This is a genomic window from Aeromonas sp. 96A (genome assembly GCF_051919165.1).
Taxonomy (GTDB): domain Bacteria; phylum Pseudomonadota; class Gammaproteobacteria; order Enterobacterales; family Aeromonadaceae; genus Aeromonas; species Aeromonas veronii.
Map to the genome: position 1 here is coordinate 450,083 of NZ_JBQBFE010000001.1, position 19,241 is coordinate 469,323.

Sequence of the window (19,241 nt, forward strand, 5' to 3'; positions counted from 1 at the left end):
AATAAGGATGCCGAAATGGAGACAAATAAACGGTGATGTTTGTGTTCTCCATGCGTTGTACCTCGCACCCGGGAACCGTCATGTTCTTGTATACACGGTGTTTCGGGATTGGGTGGCATACTTTTTGGCCACTTAGTACAAGGCTTGAACACAATGACAAAACCTTGTTTATTATCCCATTTAAACCTCTTTTATAGCAAGGCGCCATTTTTCAACAAACCAGCAGCCAAGGGGCGCTGGCAGTGGTAAAATCCGCGCCATGACACAGATACATCAACAAGTGCAGCTGCTCACCATCGAAGCTGAGCATGACGGGCAGCGCATCGACAATTTTCTCAAGACTCAGCTAAAGGGCGTCCCCAAGAGCCTGATCTATCGCATCCTTCGTAAAGGCGAAGTGCGAGTAAACAAAAAGCGCATCAAACCGGAGTACAAACTCTGCGCAGGTGACGAGGTACGGGTGCCCCCCGTGCGCGTTGCCGAGAAGAATGAGCTGCCTTCGGCAAACCTCGGGGTTATCCAGCGTCTGGAGAGCCAGATCCTGTTCGAAGACGATGCCATGATCGTGCTGAACAAGCCCTCCGGCATGGCAGTACACGGTGGCAGCGGTCTGAGCTTTGGCGTGATTGAAGGGCTGCGCGCCCTGCGTCCGGAAGCCCGCTTCCTCGAACTGGTTCATCGACTGGATCGCGACACCTCTGGTGTATTGCTGGTTGCCAAAAAACGCAGCGCCCTGCGCAGCCTGCATGAGCAGTTGCGCGTCAAGACCATGCGCAAGCAGTATCTGGCGCTGGTGCGTGGCAAGTGGCAGGCTCACGTCAAGGTGGTTAATGCGCCGCTACGCAAAAACGACCTGCAATCCGGTGAACGGGTGGTGCGGGTCAGTGCCGATGGCAAGCCCTCCGAAACCCGGTTCCGCATCGTGCGTCAATTTGCCGAAGCGACTCTGGTCGAGTGCAGCCCCATTACTGGCCGTACCCACCAGATCCGCGTGCACACCCTGCATGCCGGTCACCCGATCGCCTGTGACGATAAGTACGGTGAAGCGGCGTTTGACGAGAAAATGCGCAGCCAAGGGCTAAAACGGCTCTTTTTGCATGCCTGGAAGCTCAGCTTCACCCATCCGGCCGATGGTCGCGAGATGCAGGTAGAAGCGCCGCTGGCACCTGAACTCGACAACTTCCTCAACGGCTTGCCACGCTGATGCAGGATATCCGGCTCGCCATTTTCGATTGGGACGGTACCCTCATGGATTCGGTGGGCAGGATTGTGGCCTGTGTGCAGGGGGCCGCCAGAGATTGTGAGCTGGCGGTTCCTGCACCAACCCAGATCCGGCAGATCATCGGATTGAGCCTTGATGTCGCCATGTCCCGTCTGTTCCCTTTAAGTAGTGGTAGTGGTAGTGGTAGTGGTAGTGCCTTTGATGAGCGCCAGATTGCCGCACTCATCGATCGCTATCGTCATCACTATCTGCACGATGCGACCCCCAGCCCGTTGTTTTCCGGGGCAGGGGAGTTGCTGCATGATTGGCGGTCACGAGGGCTGCAACTGGCCGTCGCGACCGGCAAATCACGCCGCGGGCTGGATCGGGTATTGGATGAGACCGGACTGCGCCCGTTGTTTGTAACCAGTCGCGGGGCCGATGAGGCTCGCTCCAAGCCTGATCCGCTGATGCTTGAGCAGATCCTGGACGAGCTGGGGCTGTCACCCCGGCAGGCGGTAATGATCGGCGACTCTGTTCACGATATGGCGATGGCCGAGGCGATCGCCATGCCGCGCATTGGCGTTACTTGGGGTGTAGATAGCCGCGATGCCCTCAGTCGTCACGGACCTGTAGCGGTGGTGGACTCCATGACGGCTCTTCGCGCGCTGTTGTAGACGCCTCTCTTTAAGAGACATCAATCTGATTGATAACAGAAGCCCGGTGTATTGACCGGGCTTTTTATATCCTCGATCTAGCTTATTTATTCGTCCGCAATCAGGGCAGGGCAATACCGTGGCGCTCCAGCAGCTCGATCAGGCCGATCAGTGGCAGACCGATCAAGGCGTTAGGATCGCGCCCCTCCAGCCCCTTGAACAGCACGATGCCCATCCCTTCACATTTGAAGCTGCCTGCACAATCTAGGGGCAATTCAGCTTCTACATAGCGGCGAATGGCGGCTTCATCGAGGTTGCGAAAATGGACGGTGAAAGGTTCCACCAGTTGATGGGCCTCACCGGTTGCGGCATTTACCACGCACAGGCCGGTGTAGAAGGTGACGCTGCGACCTTGAGCCGCCATCAGCTGGGCGATGGCATTGTCTATGGTGCCCGGTTTGCCGAGGATGTGATTATCGCAGACACACACCTGATCAGATCCGATGATCAGCCCGTGATCACGACTATCTGCAATGGCCTGGGCCTTTGCCCGGGCAAGTCTGGCCACCAGCTCCTGAGCGGATTCATCTGCCAGTGGTCGTTCGTCTACGTCGGGAGCCGCACATTCAAAGGGGAGATCGAGCTTCTCCAGCAGGGCTTTGCGATAGCGAGAAGTTGAGGCGAGGATCAGATTCTGTGGCATAATCAGGTACCGATGAAAGCGAGTACCGGCATTCTAGGGACTTGTGACGTTAAAATCATCGGCGGTAAGGACTTTTTCCTTTGACTATCAGTTGTTGGACCTATATTATTCGCGCCCTATGCAAAAGGTGAAGTTGCCCGTTAAGGTTGATCCAGTCCGTAGTGCCTTGAAGCTGCTCGATTACATCGGGATAGTGGAAAAGTCGCAGATGCCCAGGCTGGAGGAATCAACCGCTGGCTTGCAGAGTGATATCGATGTATCACTGCACTTTGGCAAAGATGTCCAGAAGTTGACCGTTATGAAAGGCACTGCCCATGCCAAGGTTGACCTGGTTTGCCAACGTTGCGGAGAGACATTCGAACACCTCTGTGAAGCTGAATTTATCTACACTCCGCTGTTCGAAAGAACAAACGAGGAAGAACTGCCGGAAGCTTATGAGCCCATTGAGTTGGACGAAAACGGCGAGATAGATCTTCATCAAATCCTGGAGGATGAACTCATCCTCTCGTTGCCTCAAGTCGCAATGCATTCTCTGGATGCATGCCCGAGAGGAAACATGGAGATGACTTGGGGTGAAATCGAACCTGCTGATGAGCGGCCGAATCCCTTTGCAGTTCTTGAAGAGCTTAAACGTAAGTGAATTTAGGAGTTAGCCTACAATGGCCGTACAACAGAACCGTAAAACCCGTGCCAAGCGTGGCATGCGTCGTTCCCACGATGCGCTGACCACCGCTGCCCTGACTGTTGATCAGACCAGTGGCGAAATCCATCGTCGTCACCACGTGACTGCCGATGGTTTCTACCGCGGTAAAAAGGTAATCGCTTAAGGATTGCCTTTGTCTACGCAAACTGTCGCGCTAGACATCATGGGGGGAGATATTGGCCCCTCGGAAACAGTGCCTGCCGCCGTGCAGGCACTGTCTCTTTTACCCCAGCTAAAACTGATCCTGGTCGGCGACCAGCACCAGACCTCTTCTCTGCTGCAGCAACATGGCTTGCTGAATCATCCCCGCGTTCGTTTCGTACATGCATCCCAGGTGGTTGGCATGGGCGATAAACCGATCGTGGCGCTGCGTACTCTGAAAGACTCCTCCATGCGGGTGGTGCTCAATCTGGTGAAAGCCGGTGAGGCCGATGCCTGCGTCAGTGCCGGCAATACCGGTGCGTTGATGGCGATGGCCAAGTGCGTGCTCAAATCCCTGCCAGGGGTAGACAGACCCGCCCTCATCAAGGCATTGCCGACATTGAGCGGCAAACGTACCGTGATGCTGGATCTAGGCGCCAACGTCAGTTGCGATGCGGATACCTTGCTGCAGTTTGCGGTGATGGGCTCTGTCGTTGCCGAAAAGGTAGAAGGCATTGCATCCCCCCGTGTTGCCTTGCTCAACATCGGCGAGGAGGAGATCAAGGGCAACGATCTGGTGCGCCACAGTGCCGAATTGTTGCGTCAGTGCCACGCGCTCAATTATGTCGGGTTTGTCGAAGGGGATCGCATCTTCAGCGGCGACAGCGACGTGATCGTCTGCGACGGTTTTGTCGGCAATATCGCCCTCAAGACGGCAGAAGGGGTGGTGCGGATGATGGCCCAGCTGGCCGGATATCCCCGCAAGAAACGCACTTTTCTTGGCCGGATCGCCGGATTTATGTTCAAACGACGTTTTTCTTACCTGAACCCCGACCAGTATAACGGGGCAAGTCTGTTAGGATTGCGCGGCATTGTGGTAAAAAGTCATGGGCGGGCCGAACGGCGCGCTCTGTGTAATGCGATCCTGCTGGCCGCACAAGAGGCCAAACATCAACTTCCACTGCAAATAGCAGATCGCCTTGAAGCTGTCTTCTCTGACAGGGATCTATAAGAACTCTATGCATAGCAAAATTCTGGGTACTGGCAGCTACCTGCCGAGTTCAGTGCGTACCAACGCCGATCTCGAGCAGATGGTTGAGACCAGTGATGAGTGGATCGTGGAACGCACCGGTATCCGTGAGCGCCGTATTGCCGGGGCTGACGAAACCGTTGCCACCCTCTCTTACCAGGCCGCCCTGCGCGCCCTGGATGCAGCCGGTCTGACCGCTGCCGATCTCGATATGATAGTGCTGGCCACTACCAGTGCTGAAAATGCCTTCCCGGCTGCCGCCTGTGAGCTGCAGGGGCTGCTCGGCGTTCCGGGCATTCCTGCCTTTGACGTGGCTGCTGCTTGCGCAGGCTTCACTTATGCGCTCTCCATTGCCGATCAGTTCGTCAAATCCGGCGCAGCCCGCCATGTGCTGGTCGTTGGGGCCGATGTGCTCTCCCGCATGTGCGATCCGCAAGATCGCGGCACCATCATTATTTTTGGTGATGGGGCAGGGGCCGTGATTGTCGGTGCCAGCGAGACGCCGGGCATCCTCTCTACTCATCTTCATGCCGATGGCCGTTATGGCGAGCTGCTCAAGCTGCCGCACCCTCGCCGCGGCATGCCGGGTGCCGAGCTCGAAGCCTATATGTACATGAAGGGCAACGATGTCTTCAAGGTCGCTGTCACCCGTTTGAGCGAGATCGTCACCGAAACCTTGGCCGCTGCTGGCATCGAGCCGAGCGAGCTGGACTGGCTGGTGCCGCATCAAGCCAACTTCCGCATCATCAGCGCCACAGCCAAGAAGCTCGGTATGAGCCTCGATAAAGTGGTACTGACCCTCGACAAGCACGGCAACACCTCTGCTGCGTCCGTCCCTGTCGCCTTCGATGAAGGGGTGCGGGATGGCCGGATCAAACCGGGTCAGCTGGTACTGCTGGAGGCCTTTGGCGGCGGTTTTGCCTGGGGCTCGGCGCTGGTTCGCCTCTGATCTTCGGCGGGATGGTGTCTCCATCATCCCGTCACCGATTTCATTTTTGTCTTATCTAAAAGGAATCAATGATGACCCAATTTGCCATTGCCTTCCCGGGACAAGGTTCCCAGTCCGTTGGCATGCTGGCCGAGCTGGCCGAACAACATGCCGTGATTAAGGAGACCTTCGCCGAGGCGAGTCAGGTGCTGGGTTATGACCTGTTTGCCCTGGTGATGGATGGTCCGGTTGAAGATCTGAACAAAACCTGGCGCACCCAGCCTGCACTGCTGACTGCCTCTGTCGCCCTGTGGCGCCTGTGGCAACAGCTGGGTGGGGCAACCCCTGCCGTCATGGCGGGTCACAGCCTGGGTGAGTACTCCGCGCTGGTTTGCAGCGGCGCACTCGATTTTGCCGATGCGGTCAAACTGGTCGAGCTGCGTGGTCTGGCCATGCAGGAAGCGGTACCGGAAGGCACCGGCGCCATGGCGGCTATCATCGGTCTGGATAACGAATCCATCGCCGCCAACTGCGAAAAAGCGGCACAAGGGCAGGTGGTCTCTCCGGTCAACTTCAACTCCCCGGGCCAGGTGGTTATCGCCGGTCACAAAGAGGCCGTTGAGCGAGCCAACGTGTTGATGAAAGAGTCGGGCGCCAAGCGTGCGCTGCCGCTACCGGTCTCCGTGCCGTCTCACTGCGCGCTGATGAAACCTGCCGCAGAAAAACTGGCAGCTGCGCTGGACGGGATCGAGATCAAGGTTCCAACCATCGCGGTCATCAATAATGTCGACGTATCCTGTGAACAGGATCCGGCCGCCATCAAGCAAGCGCTGGTACGTCAGCTGTTCAGCCCGGTTCGTTGGACCGAGACTGTCGAGCAGATGGCCAACGAGGGGGTTACCCTCGAGATCGAGATGGGACCGGGCAAAGTGTTGACCGGGCTCGCCAAGCGTATCGACAAGCGCGTGGAAGGTATTCACGCCAACGATGCCGCCTCTTTCGAGCAGGCGCTGGCCCAGATCAAGTAAACAGGAGCAAGAGATGAGCTTTACCGATAAGGTTGTGTTGGTGACCGGTGCCAGTCGTGGCATCGGCCGTGCGATTGCCGAAACATTCGTGGCCCGTGGCGCGAAAGTGGTCGGTACGGCGACCAGCGAGAGCGGTGCCGAGGCGATCAGCGCCTATCTGGGCGACAATGGTTGCGGCATGGCACTGAACGTGACCAGCCAGGAATCCATCGAAGCCGTCTTCGCCGCCATCAAGGCGCGCTTTGGCGACATCGACATCCTGATCAACAACGCGGGGATCACCCGTGACAACCTGTTGATGCGGATGAAAGATGACGAGTGGAACGAGATCATCGATACCAATCTGACCTCGCTTTACCGTCTGAGCAAACCGGTGTTGCGTGCCATGATGAAGAAACGTCACGGTCGCATCATCAGCATTGGCTCCGTGGTGGGAACCATGGGCAATGCCGGTCAGGTCAACTATGCTGCCGCCAAGGCCGGTCTGGTTGGTTTTACCAAATCGTTGGCGCGGGAAGTGGCATCCCGTGGTATCACAGTGAACGCGGTTGCCCCCGGTTTCATCGAAACCGACATGACCCGTGCCCTGAATGACGATCAACGTGCCGGCATCATGAGTCAGGTGCCTGCCGCCCGTTTGGGTGATCCAAAAGAAATTGCCGCAGCTGTGGTATTCTTGGCTTCTGATGAAGCAGCCTATATCACCGGCGAAACCCTGCATGTTAATGGCGGGATGTACATGGTGTAATCAATTTGTCGTGAGATCTGTTCAAATTTGCGATAGTACGCCGAAGTTTGGCACATTTCGTGGTTTGACCAGCGGCAAGCTACTTGCAAACTCACGTCAATTGAATAAACTACCCCAACCAGACGCAAATAGCGTATTTTTAAAGGAAAATTCAGGTCATGAGCAACATCGAAGAACGCGTAAAGAAAATCATCATCGAACAACTGGGTGTTAAAGAGGAAGACGTTAAGAACGCTGCCTCCTTCGTCGACGACCTGGGCGCTGACTCTTTGGATACCGTTGAACTGGTAATGGCGCTGGAAGAAGAATTCGATACCGAAATTCCTGATGAAGAAGCCGAGAAGATCACCACTGTTCAAGCGGCTATCGACTACATCACCGCTAATCAGGAATAAGTTCCTGTTCTGAAAGAAGCGGCCCAAGGGCCGCTTCTTTTGTATTTGTTCCTTTTCAAAACACCTCTCGGAGACTACCTCAGTGTCAAAACGCAGAGTCGTGGTGACCGGCTTGGGGATGCTTTCCCCGGTGGGTAACACTGCCGAATCCAGCTGGCAAGCACTGCTCAACGGGCAGAGCGGCATTTCCCTTATCGAACACTTTGATGCCAGCGAGTTTGCAACCCGCTTCGCAGGTCTGGTCAAGGATTTCGATCCCGAGCAGTACGGTATCAACCGTAAAGACGCTCGCAAGATGGATCTCTTCATTCAATACGGCATCGCGGCCGGTATGCAGGCGCTGGATGATTCCGGCCTGACCATCAATGAAGAGAATGCCGAACGTGTCGGCGTGGCGATTGGCTCCGGTATCGGCGGTCTGGGTCTGATTGAACAGAACCACGAAAGTTTGGTCAACGGCGGCCCGCGCAAGATCAGTCCCTTCTTCGTTCCGTCCACCATCATCAATATGGTGTCCGGTCATCTTTCCATCATGAAAGGTCTGCAAGGGCCGAACATCGCCGTGACGACCGCCTGTACCACTGGTACCCATGCCATCGGTATGGCTGGCCGGATGATCGCTTACGGTGATGCCGACGTGATGGTCGCCGGCGGTGCCGAGAAAGCCTCCACAGCGATGGGGATGGGTGGGTTTGCTGCCGCCAAGGCACTCTCCAACCGCAACGACGAGCCACAAAAAGCGAGCCGTCCGTGGGATAAAGATCGCGATGGTTTCGTGCTGGGTGACGGTGCCGGTGTACTGGTGCTGGAAGAGTACGAACATGCCAAGGCCCGTGGCGCCAAGATCTACGCCGAGCTGGTCGGTTTTGGCATGAGCGGTGACGCGTACCACATGACTGCGCCTCCCGCAGATGGCAATGGTGGCGCTCGCGCAATGAAAAATGCCATCAAGGATGCCGGCATTGCCCCCGAGCAGATTGGTTACATCAACGCGCACGGTACCTCCACCCCGCTGGGTGATGTGGCCGAGCTGCGTGGCATGAAGTCGGTGTTTGGTGAGCACGCCAAATTTTTGATGATCAGCTCCACCAAGTCCATGACCGGTCACCTGCTGGGCGCCGCTGGTGCCATCGAGGCGATCATCACCGTGTTGGCCCTACGTGATCAGGTGGCTCCGCCCACTATCAACCTGGACAACCCGGATGATGAGTGCGACCTGGATCTGGTGCCCCATGTGGCCAAGTCAGGCAGCTTCGAGTACGCCCTTTCCAACTCGTTTGGTTTTGGCGGCACCAATGGCTCACTGATCTTCAAACGCGTATAATTTGCCGCAGGGCAAAGACACAGGCCCGATACTGCCGGTATCGGGCCTTTTTTATCGGAGGGATCCCTTTGCTTATCAATGGCATGAAGCTTGATACCATCTCGGCCCATGATCGGGGGCTGGCCTATGGTGACGGCCATTTCACCACCATGGCGGTCAGGGAAGGTCGCGTGTTGCAGTGGCCTGCCCATCTGGCACGGTTGCAGCAGGCGAACAACCGGTTGGGATTGGTTGAACCGGACTGGGATCTCTTGACCCGAGAGGTTGAAGAGATGGTGGCCGACCAGCCACAATGCGTGGCCAAGGTGATCCTGACCCGCGGCGAGGGGGGGCGGGGCTATGACGGCAGCGGATGTCAGCACACAACCCGGATTGTCACTCTGGCGCCGTTTCCCACTCACTATGGCCAGTGGCAACAGGAGGGGATCGAGATGGTGGTGTGCCGCCAGCGGATCGGTGATGCTCCCATGCTGGCCGGGCTTAAAACCTTGAATCGTCTGGAGCAGGTATTGCTGAAAAGCGAACTTGTCAGCCGAAATGCAGTCGAAGGGATAGTGCTTAACAGTCGTGGTTTTCTCATTGAAGGGGTCAGTGCCAATCTGTTTTGGCGTCGGGGCAAGACGGTGTTTACGCCCGATCTCGCCCGCGGTGGTGTCGATGGCATCATGCGCCGCCAGGTGATGGCGATGTTGAAACAGATGAGTATTGAGTTGCGTGTGGTAGAGGCTCCGCTGGAGTCACTATGGCAGGCGGAAGAGGTGTGGCTCACCAATACCCTGATGGGGGTCGTGCCGGTCAATGGCATCGAGGATATCCATTATCCCACAGCGGTATTGAGTCGCCGTTTACAGGAGCGTTTGGTCATTGAAGTTTAATCGGCTTTACACCCTGCTCGCGGGGGCGGCACTGACGGTAGCCGCTGCCGGGGGCTATGTACATTACAAATGGCAACAGGTAGAGACGCTCACCAACAAGGGACCGACCCGGCTCTTTACAGTGGAGAAGGGCGCCCATGCGGCGCGCCTCATCGCCGAACTGGGGGAGGGTGAAACCAGCCCCTGGGCGGTGCGGCTCTGGCTGCGCAGCCATCCCGAACTGGTGGCCATCAAATCGGGCACCTATGAAATCAAGGAAGGGGCCCCTCTCAAGGAGACCCTCTCTCTGTTCGCATCGGGCAAGGAGTTTCACTTCAGCCTCACCTTCGTCGAAGGTTCCCGTTTCGAGGATTGGCAGAAGCAGCTCTCCAGCGCCCCATATCTTGAGCGGTTGACCGTCGAGCAATCAGAAGCCGACCTGGCGCAGGAGCTCGGCATCGAGAATGGCAAGCTGGAGGGGTGGTTCCTGCCGGAAACCTACGCCTATACCACCCATGCCAGCGATCTCTCGATCCTGCGTCGTGCCCATCAGGATATGGAGGCTTTCCTGCAGCAGAGCTGGGAGAAACGTCAGGCCAACCTGCCTTACAAGACCCCCTACGAGGCGTTGATCATGGCCTCCATCATCGAGAAAGAGACCGGTCAGCCGGACGAGCGGGCACAGATCGCCTCGGTGTTTGTCAATCGTCTGCGTCTGGGCATGAAGTTGCAAACCGATCCCACCGTCATTTACGGGGTGAAGGATCGCTACGATGGCAATATTCGCCGCAGCGATCTGACCGACAAGAATCCCTACAACACCTATGTGATCGACGGCCTGCCGCCCACGCCTATTGCCATGCCGGGCAAGGCCTCCATCGAAGCTGCGCTTAACCCCAAATCGACCGATTATCTCTACTTTGTCGCCAAGGGGGGCGGTGCCCACTATTTCTCCAAGACCCTCGATGAACACAATCGGGCGGTTCGCGAATACATATTGAAGAAACCCTAATGTCTAAATTTATTGTGATCGAAGGATTGGAAGGGGCAGGGAAGAGCTCGGCCGTTCGTTATGTGACCGACTATCTACAGCGTCACGGCATCAACCGGATCGAGTGCACCCGTGAGCCGGGTGGTACGCCGCTGGCCGAGCGGATGCGAGCTATCGTCAAAGAGGTGCACGACGAGCGCCTCACCATCGAGGCGGAATTGCTGCTGATGTATGCCTCCCGGGTACAACTGGTGGAGACCCGCATCAAACCCGCACTGGCCGACGGTGTCTGGGTGGTGGGGGATCGCCACGATCTCTCCTCCCAGGCCTATCAGGGGGGGGGACGTGGCATCGATGCTGCTCTTATCGGTGCCATCAAGCAGGCAGTGCTCGGCAACTTCAAGCCGGATCTCACCCTCTATCTCGATATCGATCCTGCCCTTGGCTTGCAGCGTGCTCGCCATCGCGGCGAACTGGATCGCATCGAACTGGAGCAACTGAGCTTCTTCGAGCGTACCCGAACTCGTTATCTCGAACTGGCCGCCAAGGATGATTCCATTGTGGTGATCGATGCGGCGCAAACGCCGGAACAGGTCAAAGCTGCCATCGAGTGTGCATTGGATCACTATCTGTCGAACGAGTCGCTATGTATCCCTGGCTGATCTCAGACTGGCATGCCCTGAGCCAGACGGCACAGTCCGGTCGTCTCGGCCACGCCTGGTTGTTGCTGGGCGATCCCGGGCTTGGCAAGGAGCAACTGGCCGAGCGACTGGCGCGTTTACACCTTTGCCAGCAACCGGATCGCGGAGAGCCGTGCGGCCACTGCCACTCCTGCCAGCTGTTTGACAAGGGCAACCACCCGGATCTCGGCACCATAACGCGTGACAGCAAGACCATCGGGGTCGAGGCCATTCGCGAGATCTGCACCCGGCTGCAGGGTTCTGCCCAGCTCGGCCGTGGCAAGGTGGTGATCATTCCTGATGCGGAACGGATGACCGAATCGGCAGCCAATGCCTTGCTGAAAACCCTGGAAGAGCCGGCCGGCGACAGCTTGCTGTTGCTGATTGCCTCCCAGGTTTCCCGGTTGCTTCCCACCATTCTCAGTCGCTGTCACAAACATGTCTGTCAGTTGCCTGCAGAAAGGGAGACAGTACGCTGGTTGGCCGAGCAGGGTCATCAGGCCACTCTGGCTCAGGTGCGGATCTGTCAGGGTGCCCCGCTGCGGGTACTCGACTATATCGAGCAGCAACAGGATGGGACTCGCCGCGAACTGCTGGAACAGTTTGTCGCCCTGAGTCAAAGTCCGGTCAAGGCAATGGCTTTGTGCAGCCAGCTTGGTCAGGAGACGCAGGTCAGGTTGCACTGGTTGCAGCTCTTCTTGTGCGATGCCCTGAAAACCCAGGCAGGATGTGGTCACCATCAGCTGGCAATGCCTGATCTGGCCATCTTGAGTCAGCGGTTGGCGGAGCAGCACTCCAGCGAAAAACTGCTGGCAACAGAACAAGATCTTGTTGCCCTGAAAGCGGCATGCCAGCCGGGTCAGCTCTCCAATCCCACCATCCATCTGATGAACTGGCTCAGTCGCTGGTTATAAGTACCGACAAGCAGAAAGGTTTTATATGTTACTCGTTGATTCCCACTGTCATCTCGATCGCCTCAGCTATGGCAGCAAGCAGACCAGCATGGCTGATGTACTGGCCAAGGCCGCGAAACTGGACGTGGGATATTTTCTCTGTGTCAGTGTGACTCAGGCACAGTTCCCGACCATGCTCGAGGCGATCGCTCCCTATCCCCAAGTGTTTGCCTCTTGCGGGGTACACCCGCTCAATCAGGAACCCGGTGTCGATGCCGAGTTGCTGCTCAAGCAAGCTGCCGATCCACGTGTGGTGGCCATCGGTGAGACCGGTCTCGATTACTTTTACTCGCCCGAGAACAAGGAAGTTCAGCAAGCCTCTTTCCGCGAACATATCCGGGTTGCTCGCGCGCTGAACAAGCCGCTGATCATCCATACCCGCGATGCTCAACAAGATACCTTGCAGATCATGCGTGAAGAGGGCGCTGATCAGGTTGGCGGTGTGCTGCACTGCTTCACCGAATCCCTCGAAATGGCAGAAGCAGCAATGGCGATGGGGTTCTATATCTCCATCTCCGGGATCGCCACCTTCAAAAATGCGTCCGCCCTGCAAGAGGTGGTCAAGGCTCTGCCCCTCGACAGATTGCTGGTCGAGACCGACTCACCCTATCTTGCCCCCGTACCGCATCGGGGGAGGGAGAACGAACCAGCCTTTGTGCGAGACGTTGCGCAGTTTATTGCTGACCTGCGTCACATTCCGCTCAATGAATTGGCAGAAGCCACCAGCCGGAATTTCTTTGAACTGTTCAAGCTGGCGAAAAAATAATCCCCAAGCCCCGTTATTCGGGGCTTTTTAATTTTCAGATACCAAGCTGATTACCCACCTGAATATCAATACCGAGCTACGTTATCTCTCACTTCTTCCTGCCAATTTTACATTTTCGTTTTTGCTAAACCGGGTCGAATGATATTCCTATGTTTCCTTTATTCAGCGTGGTCAATGGGTATTAAAATAGGATGATCTAAGTATCGATAATATTCATTATCGATACTTGATGTGTGTGGAGGATCCTGTAAGATCCTATCAAACTTCATATGAATCATAGTGTTCCGTGGCATATCCATCCTTATCCAATCCGGCTCATCAGTCACTGCAGACTGTTTTCGATGCACAGCTAAATAGTCGGGCACGCCGCTTTTTGCGCAGTGCAAAAGCGGATTCCACCCTCAATGCCTATCAGGCGGATACCCGTATTTTTGTCTTCTGGTGTCAATTGCACGGGCTGGATCCGCTGCAAACCACCCATCACGACATCATGAATTTTCTCGCTGATCAGGCCGACGGCGTATTGGCCGACTGGGTATGGCTGGATAAAGAGGAGGGGAAAGGAGAACTGCGTAATGGCGAGCCTCGAAAACCAGCAACCCTGGTGAGACGGCTGGCGGGGATCCGTTATGCCTTCAAGCAGAAAGGCATTCACCCCATGCCCACCGAACATCCCGAAATCAAGGAGATGATGCGCGGTATTGTCAGGTTGGGGGATAACCGTAAACGCAAAACCGGCGCCCTGACGCTGCAACCATTGACCCAGGTGCTGGATGGCATCGACACCAATGACCTCGCGGGTTTGCGTGATCACACCCTGATACTGCTGATGTTCAGTGGCGCCTTGCGCCGTTCGGAAGCGGCCCGAATTGAAGTGAGCGATCTCGATTTTATGGGGCAGGGGATCCGCCTTCGCCTCAAACCGAGCAAACATCAGCTGCATGAAACCGAGATCGCCCTGATCCCGGGCAAGCACTACTGTCCCGTCTCGGCACTGCAAAAGTGGCTACACAAAAGCCGGATCAGCGAGGGGCCGCTGTTTCGGCGCATGAACCGCTGGGGTCAACTGATGGCTGAACCACTCGGCCCCCAGGGCATCAATCTGATGATCAAGCGGCGAACAGGCCAAACCATCGACGATCTCTACGTCAGTGGCCACAGCCTGCGCCGTGGATTTATTACCTCGGCGGTGACTGCCGGCAAGCCGATGAACAAGATCATAGAAGTCACTCGCCACAAGGATATGCGAACCCTGCAGGAGTACTTCGATGACGCCCACAAATTCTCCGATCATGCCCTTGATGGCTTGCTTTGACACAACTGCGTCACTTCATTTTTTATGTTAAATGATATCTTGTTGATCTGATGATATATTTGCCGTGCAGCCAGCAGCCCAAAGGGGAAGGGTATCTTCCAATGGATAATGGCATGTGATGAGAGATAACAAACTCGGAAACGTAATATCGCAAGGACATATGAGCCAAGAAATAACAGTGCGTGAAGAGCAAGAGGTGGGGCCCCAAAACAATGCCGAGCGGCAGCGCCAACATGTAAAACGCAAGCAGGAGACCCATACCCGGCTGCAATGCTGGATCAGCAATCGCCACGCCGAACGATTGGCCGCACTGGGTCTTCATCTCGAAGACAGTCAGGCATCACTCATCGAGCAGGCGATCGATCTGCTCTACCAACATGAGCTGGGTAGAGAACCTCCGTTTGAAAACAGAGTCGCTACACAGCTCGAAGAGACCGTTGAATAGACACAAGAGTGAAGTAACAGCGAAACGTGAACAGATAAAAAAAGCCAGGTACGAATTCCTTGTACCTGGCATAGGGGAATTGGCTCCTTGCAGAGCCGTGCGCTAACTGGTGTTCGGATTGCCTTAAGCTTAGACAAGGCTCAAGGCTTTTCAAGATCCGAAGAAAAGTTCAACCAGAGTGTGGGTATTTCAGACTCGTTCAAGTGCTGATGCACCGAACGACCCACTACGCATTGAACAGATTGTTGTCACGCACCAGCTCGCGGGGAAGGGCATTCTTGACCCGACTCCCCACCCATTTCCCCATGCCCAGGGTATGCCCCTGATAGCGGACGATCACCTCGCCAGTGCCAACATCCTGTTCTGGCCAGACATCCCGCCCCATCATGAATTCCCGCGCATTGGTGCTATCCAGCTCAACGACGCCCTTGCTCGCTTTATCGCCATAGGCCAGTGCCCACTCATGAGTGAGGCGATAACCTTTCTTGAAGGTCTCGGCCAACTTGATGCCGATGCGATCGAAGCGCAGCTTGCCCTGCACCTGATCAAACAGCTGGGGGAAGAGCCAGATCTCGTCATTGCGGCCAAACAGTTGACCCTGTGGTGCCACCCCGAAGTTGGCTTCGATCTCGCGCAACATGGGTTCCGCCTCTTTGGCAGGAAGCGGCGCAAAAGGGAATTTACCCAGCTTGCCAGGTTTGAACATGGTGTTGGGCACCGAGTGATGCTTGCGCAATCTGGCGACGAAAAAGCCTTCACTATCGAAGATCTGGGGCCAAACGTGCAGGTATCCTTCGTATGTACAGGCCTGCTCTGCATGGGGGAACAGGTCTGCCAGCGAGTCAAAACTCAAGGCATCGCCAAACTTGTCCAGCAGGGATTGGCAGACCGCCTGATTCTCCTGTTCACTCAAGGTACAGGTGGAGTAGACCAGTACGCCACCCGGTTTCAAGGCATGGAAGGCACTCTCCAGCAGCCCCTGCTGCACCGCCGCGATCTCGTCGATGCTCTCGATACTCCAGTTGCGCAGTGCATCTTCATCCTTGCGCACCGTACCTTCACCGGAGCAGGGGGCATCGAGCAGGATGGCGTCGAAGGTCTCCGGCAACCACTGGCCAAATACCTTGGCATCAAAATGGGTCATCCCCACATTGGTCACGCCGCAGCGCTGGATATTGGCGCTAAGCACTTTCAACCGGCTGCTGGAAAACTCGTTGGCAACCAGCATTCCCTGATTGTTCATCAGGGCCGCGATCTGGGTGGTCTTGGAGCCGGGGGCCGCCGCTGCATCCAGCAACATGCCATCCGCTTTGATCTTGTCGCTGGCAAAGAGCGCCGTCACCGGCAGCATGGAGCTCGCTTCCTGAATGTAGAAGAGCCCGCTCAAGTGCTCGGCGGTGTTGCCAAGGGGGACGGTTTCATCGCTGCGGGTCAGCCAGAAGCCGGTATCACACCAGGGCACAGGGTCGAGCTGCCAACCCAGTGGCTCCATCTGGGCGACGAAATCCGAGACGGCGATCTTCAAGGTATTGACCCGAATGCTGCGGCGCAGCGGACGTCGACAACTGGCCACAAACTCATCCATCGAGAGATGGGCCGGCATGATGGCCGCAATGTGACGTAAAAAGTAATCGGGAAGGAAGGTGTTGTCGTGCACTGTGCCGTCTCGTTGACCGAAAAAGAGGGGCGATATCCTACCACAAGGCTAAGAATATTCTGAATCTGAACCCTATCAACAGGCACCGGAATATAAAAAAGCCCGGCACTGTGCCGGGCTTGGATGAGATACAAAGGGAAGAGATCAGGGCTGGATACGCGGACTCCACTCCAGCCACTCTTTCTCGGCCTTGCCATAGAGCGGATAGCTGTGGCCAGCCTTGACGGTTGGACCCATCTCTCTCTCCGGCGTATTGAAAGCAATGCCGCCGGCCAGCAGGCTCTGCACCGTCTCAACTTCGATAGTGCCGCCGGTCAGCCCGATATCCGCCTTGACCCCGGAGACATTCCAGAAACGGGAGTTGGCCCGCACCAGATGGGCATACTCCTGATCTACGTTAACGTCGATCACCACCTCGCTGCCATCCCGAGCCAGCGCCACCTTGGTGACACTGCCCACCACCATCTTGCGAAACAGCAGCGGACTGCCGACGCTCAGGCCATTGACGGAGGGGCTCTTGAGGGTCAGGGCCAGACCCAGAGGACCGGTCTGACTCAAAGGGAAACGATCTTTGCCAGCGCCTTTACCGGGTTGTGCTTCTACAAACGCCCCCTTGATCAGGGTATCGAGGTGAGCGACACCGCCCAGCCCCAGCTTGGCCTGCACCAGAGTAAAGCGGGCACCGGACTGCAGGAAACGCTCGGCGTAGTGGCCATCGAGTTCCGCCTTGAAGATCACCTGACCCAGTGACGGCTCCAGCTCGATCTCTTCAATTTTGCCGATATCGACACCGCGATAGCGGATCGGGCTGCCAATCCCGAGCCCCGGATTGCTCTCTGCCACCAGTGACAGCTGGCGCACCTTGGCCTTGGCTTGCTCCCTGGAATCGAACAGTTGATGACTGCTGCGGCCATTGGCCAACCGATCGAACTCGATGGCACCGCGCAGCAAGGTACCGAGGTTGCCCACCTTGACCTGCACCCCATCGACCCGCACCTTGGTGTCGATGGCCGGTTTTTTCCAGAACTGAGGTTGCTGGGCGAGGAGGGGAGCATAGACCCCATCAATCTCGAGTTCGATCTCGACCCCCTCTTTGGCGGCGCGTAGCTGTTTGACCTTGCCCGCTTCCAACCCCAGATAGAGCACAGGCGAACCAATGCCGATGCCATCGGCCTGATCTGCTTTGAGCAACCAGCGCTTCGGCTTGGCATCACGGGTACCGAGCAGTGCCAGCTCCTGACTCGGGTAGAGACGGTTAATCCGCTCTCCACTACTGGCTTGTATCAGCTTGATCCCGCCTCCCAACCAGGCACTGGCCGGACTGGTTTCTACTTTGATGCCGCTCAGATCGGCATCGATCTGCAACGGGGCGGCGCGATAGAAGCGGGCACGATTGAGCAGATGGCCATAGTTCGGCGCCATCATCAGCTCAACGCTGGCATTGCCGCGCGCATCCAGGGTGAGCTGGCTGATGCGGCCCACCTGCAATCCCTTGTACCAGACAGGTGCATCCTGATTGAGCCCCGCCAGATCGTCAGCCTGCAGCACCACCTTGGTGCCGCTCTGGGGGGCGCGATCGGTCAGGGTCATCTTCTGTACCGGTTTGCCCGCCACATAGTCGAGGCGAATGGCCGGGCCGGAGAGCAGGCGATCTGCATGCTGCACGCCGGTCGCGGAGAGGGAGACGCTCTCCCACACCAGTTGACTCTTGTCGGTAATGCGGTAAGCCTGCTCCGGGTTGATCAGCGCCGTCACCACCCTGCCTTTGTCGGTGAGGTGAATGGGGTCGATACGACCAATCTCGATCCCCTCATAGAGGATGGGCATCCCCTCTTTGACCGGAAGATCGCCAGCCGCAATGTCGATACGCTCGCCACGCGCCGCTTCCGCCAGCCCTTTATAGAGGACGAAGGTCTGTCCCTTCTCAGGCTCCGGTGAATCTTTGGGCGAGTCAAAGGCAATGCCGCCGCTCAGAATGGAGGTGAGGCTGCCGGCCTCGACGCTCACCCCGGCCAGACTGAAGGAGCCCTTGATGCCACTGATGTTCCAGAAGCGGGTATCAGCTTTGACCAGATGTTCGAAACGCGGCTCGATCACCAGATCCAGAATGACGTTCTGGTTGTCTTGACCCAAGCGGGTATTGATGACGCTGCCCACCTCGATACCGCGGAAATAGAGCTTGGCGCCAATCCCCACCGAACCCAGCGAATCGGCAGTCAGGTGCAGCATGCGTCCCTGTGCCTGATAGCCGGGGGGAGGGCCTTCCAGTGCATCAAAGGTCTCCTCCAGCGGATTGCTTTCACGCCCCGGTTGCAGGTTGATGTAGTTGCCGGAGACCAGGGTATCGAGTCCGGAGATCTCGGTAAGCGACGCCTTGGGGCTCACCAGCCAGAAGTCGGATCCCTTGCGGATCAGCGGTCTGGCACGGCTGTCAATCTTGGCCATCACCGCAATCTTGCGGCCATCTTCAGCCAGCTCCAGCTCCTGCACCACGCCGATGGCCACCCCCTGATAACGAATCTGGGTTTTGCCCGGCAAGATGCCGTTGCCCTGGGCGAAGTTGATCTGGATAAGCTGGCCACGGCTCAATACCTGCTGATAGAGAAAGCCACCTGCCAGCAGCAGGGCTATCAGGGGTAACAGCCAGACCGGCGATAACCAGCGGCGCTTTTCGATGACGGGTTCAGCCCCGATCATAGTGACTCCTTATTGGCTGGATTAAA

The 19,241-nt window shown here is 56.8% G+C and carries 20 protein-coding genes; 17 read left to right on the top strand and 3 right to left on the bottom strand.

The genetic code is table 11. The annotated features are described in order from the left end of the window. Positions 1–259: 259 nt before the first annotated feature. Positions 260–1,204 (top strand): 23S rRNA pseudouridine(955/2504/2580) synthase RluC, encoded by a 945-nt coding sequence (rluC, locus tag ACTG2W_RS02115; protein WP_042030945.1) that lies wholly within the window; start codon positions 260–262, stop codon positions 1,202–1,204. Then, positions 1,204–1,878, top strand: coding sequence for an HAD-IA family hydrolase (locus ACTG2W_RS02120; protein ID WP_106843686.1), 675 nt, complete (start codon positions 1,204–1,206; stop codon positions 1,876–1,878). Before rluC ends, ACTG2W_RS02120 begins: the two co-directional genes overlap by 1 nt. A gap of 100 nt (positions 1,879–1,978) precedes the next feature. Here ACTG2W_RS02120 and ACTG2W_RS02125 read toward each other — a convergent pair whose 3' ends face one another. Next, entirely contained in the window at positions 1,979–2,560 is a 582-nt protein-coding gene (locus ACTG2W_RS02125) for a Maf family protein (RefSeq protein WP_106843687.1), read from the bottom strand. A 118-nt stretch (positions 2,561–2,678) separates the two neighbouring features. Between ACTG2W_RS02125 and yceD the strand changes: the two genes are divergently transcribed. From yceD to ACTG2W_RS02200, 15 genes are all read left to right on the top strand, one after another. Continuing rightward, on the top strand, positions 2,679–3,200 hold the full coding sequence (yceD, locus tag ACTG2W_RS02130) for a 23S rRNA accumulation protein YceD (protein WP_013723766.1): 522 nt from the start codon (positions 2,679–2,681) through the stop codon (positions 3,198–3,200). A gap of 19 nt (positions 3,201–3,219) precedes the next feature. Beyond that, the gene (rpmF, locus tag ACTG2W_RS02135; protein WP_005300935.1) at positions 3,220–3,387 is read left to right on the top strand and encodes a 50S ribosomal protein L32; all 168 of its coding nucleotides are present in this window, start codon (positions 3,220–3,222) and stop codon (positions 3,385–3,387) included. A gap of 9 nt (positions 3,388–3,396) precedes the next feature. After that, positions 3,397–4,416 carry a phosphate acyltransferase PlsX gene (gene plsX / locus ACTG2W_RS02140; protein ID WP_106843688.1) on the top strand — a complete coding sequence of 340 codons (1,020 nt, stop codon included), beginning with the start codon at positions 3,397–3,399 and terminating at the stop codon, positions 4,414–4,416. 7 nt (positions 4,417–4,423) lie between these two features. Then, complete coding sequence (locus ACTG2W_RS02145; protein WP_106843689.1) at positions 4,424–5,383, top strand: beta-ketoacyl-ACP synthase III; 960 nt, start codon at positions 4,424–4,426, stop codon at positions 5,381–5,383. A 71-nt stretch (positions 5,384–5,454) separates the two neighbouring features. After that, the gene (gene fabD, locus ACTG2W_RS02150; protein WP_106843690.1) at positions 5,455–6,390 is read left to right on the top strand and encodes an ACP S-malonyltransferase; all 936 of its coding nucleotides are present in this window, start codon (positions 5,455–5,457) and stop codon (positions 6,388–6,390) included. Between the two features lie 13 nt (positions 6,391–6,403). Next, complete coding sequence (gene fabG / locus ACTG2W_RS02155) at positions 6,404–7,138, top strand: 3-oxoacyl-ACP reductase FabG (RefSeq protein ID WP_005351850.1); 735 nt, start codon at positions 6,404–6,406, stop codon at positions 7,136–7,138. 158 nt (positions 7,139–7,296) lie between these two features. After that, positions 7,297–7,533, top strand: coding sequence for an acyl carrier protein (acpP, locus tag ACTG2W_RS02160; RefSeq protein WP_005300909.1), 237 nt, complete (start codon positions 7,297–7,299; stop codon positions 7,531–7,533). Positions 7,534–7,615: 82 nt separating this feature from the next. Beyond that, positions 7,616–8,857 carry a beta-ketoacyl-ACP synthase II gene (gene fabF, locus ACTG2W_RS02165; protein WP_106843691.1) on the top strand — a complete coding sequence of 414 codons (1,242 nt, stop codon included), beginning with the start codon at positions 7,616–7,618 and terminating at the stop codon, positions 8,855–8,857. Positions 8,858–8,925: 68 nt separating this feature from the next. After that, positions 8,926–9,732 (top strand): aminodeoxychorismate lyase, encoded by an 807-nt coding sequence (pabC, locus tag ACTG2W_RS02170; protein WP_106843692.1) that lies wholly within the window; start codon positions 8,926–8,928, stop codon positions 9,730–9,732. Continuing rightward, a complete protein-coding gene (gene mltG, locus ACTG2W_RS02175; protein WP_181281635.1) occupies positions 9,722–10,723 on the top strand; it encodes an endolytic transglycosylase MltG in 1,002 nt (333 codons plus the stop codon). Before pabC ends, mltG begins: the two co-directional genes overlap by 11 nt. Then, on the top strand, positions 10,723–11,364 hold the full coding sequence (gene tmk, locus ACTG2W_RS02180) for a dTMP kinase (protein WP_106843693.1): 642 nt from the start codon (positions 10,723–10,725) through the stop codon (positions 11,362–11,364). Before mltG ends, tmk begins: the two co-directional genes overlap by 1 nt. Beyond that, complete coding sequence (gene holB / locus ACTG2W_RS02185; RefSeq protein ID WP_106843694.1) at positions 11,349–12,296, top strand: DNA polymerase III subunit delta'; 948 nt, start codon at positions 11,349–11,351, stop codon at positions 12,294–12,296. The genes tmk and holB overlap by 16 nt, the downstream gene beginning before the upstream one ends. A gap of 25 nt (positions 12,297–12,321) precedes the next feature. Next, positions 12,322–13,101, top strand: coding sequence for a TatD family hydrolase (locus ACTG2W_RS02190; protein ID WP_106843695.1), 780 nt, complete (start codon positions 12,322–12,324; stop codon positions 13,099–13,101). A 373-nt stretch (positions 13,102–13,474) separates the two neighbouring features. Continuing rightward, a complete protein-coding gene (locus ACTG2W_RS02195) occupies positions 13,475–14,416 on the top strand; it encodes a site-specific integrase (protein ID WP_227342943.1) in 942 nt (313 codons plus the stop codon). A 160-nt stretch (positions 14,417–14,576) separates the two neighbouring features. Then, on the top strand, positions 14,577–14,861 hold the full coding sequence (locus ACTG2W_RS02200) for a RepB family protein (RefSeq protein ID WP_263086262.1): 285 nt from the start codon (positions 14,577–14,579) through the stop codon (positions 14,859–14,861). 226 nt (positions 14,862–15,087) lie between these two features. On the opposite strand, the gene rsmF is transcribed toward ACTG2W_RS02200, so the two are convergent. Together rsmF and ACTG2W_RS02210 are read right to left on the bottom strand one after the other, a co-directional pair. Next, positions 15,088–16,518, bottom strand: a complete 1,431-nt coding sequence (rsmF, locus tag ACTG2W_RS02205; RefSeq protein ID WP_440016025.1) for a 16S rRNA (cytosine(1407)-C(5))-methyltransferase RsmF — start codon at positions 16,516–16,518, stop codon at positions 15,088–15,090. Between the two features lie 144 nt (positions 16,519–16,662). Beyond that, a complete protein-coding gene (locus ACTG2W_RS02210) occupies positions 16,663–19,215 on the bottom strand; it encodes an MlaD family protein (protein WP_323968379.1) in 2,553 nt (850 codons plus the stop codon). Between the last annotated feature and the right edge of the window lie 26 nt (positions 19,216–19,241).

Bases quoted from the DNA above. Each gene is read 5' to 3' on its own strand.
- ACTG2W_RS02190 (WP_106843695.1), top strand. From the start codon at position 12,322: ATGTTACTCGTTGATTCCCACTGTCATCTCGATCGCCTCAGCTATGGC.
- rpmF (WP_005300935.1), top strand. From the start codon at position 3,220: ATGGCCGTACAACAGAACCGTAAAACCCGTGCCAAGCGTGGCATGCGT.
- ACTG2W_RS02200 (WP_263086262.1), top strand. From the start codon at position 14,577: ATGAGCCAAGAAATAACAGTGCGTGAAGAGCAAGAGGTGGGGCCCCAA.
- holB (WP_106843694.1), top strand. From the start codon at position 11,349: ATGTATCCCTGGCTGATCTCAGACTGGCATGCCCTGAGCCAGACGGCA.
- fabD (WP_106843690.1), top strand. From the start codon at position 5,455: ATGACCCAATTTGCCATTGCCTTCCCGGGACAAGGTTCCCAGTCCGTT.
- ACTG2W_RS02145 (WP_106843689.1), top strand. From the start codon at position 4,424: ATGCATAGCAAAATTCTGGGTACTGGCAGCTACCTGCCGAGTTCAGTG.
- acpP (WP_005300909.1), top strand. From the start codon at position 7,297: ATGAGCAACATCGAAGAACGCGTAAAGAAAATCATCATCGAACAACTG.
- yceD (WP_013723766.1), top strand. From the start codon at position 2,679: ATGCAAAAGGTGAAGTTGCCCGTTAAGGTTGATCCAGTCCGTAGTGCC.
- ACTG2W_RS02125 (WP_106843687.1), bottom strand. From the start codon at position 2,560: ATGCCACAGAATCTGATCCTCGCCTCAACTTCTCGCTATCGCAAAGCC.
- tmk (WP_106843693.1), top strand. From the start codon at position 10,723: ATGTCTAAATTTATTGTGATCGAAGGATTGGAAGGGGCAGGGAAGAGC.
- fabG (WP_005351850.1), top strand. From the start codon at position 6,404: ATGAGCTTTACCGATAAGGTTGTGTTGGTGACCGGTGCCAGTCGTGGC.
- ACTG2W_RS02120 (WP_106843686.1), top strand. From the start codon at position 1,204: ATGCAGGATATCCGGCTCGCCATTTTCGATTGGGACGGTACCCTCATG.
- rluC (WP_042030945.1), top strand. From the start codon at position 260: ATGACACAGATACATCAACAAGTGCAGCTGCTCACCATCGAAGCTGAG.
- ACTG2W_RS02210 (WP_323968379.1), bottom strand. From the start codon at position 19,215: ATGATCGGGGCTGAACCCGTCATCGAAAAGCGCCGCTGGTTATCGCCG.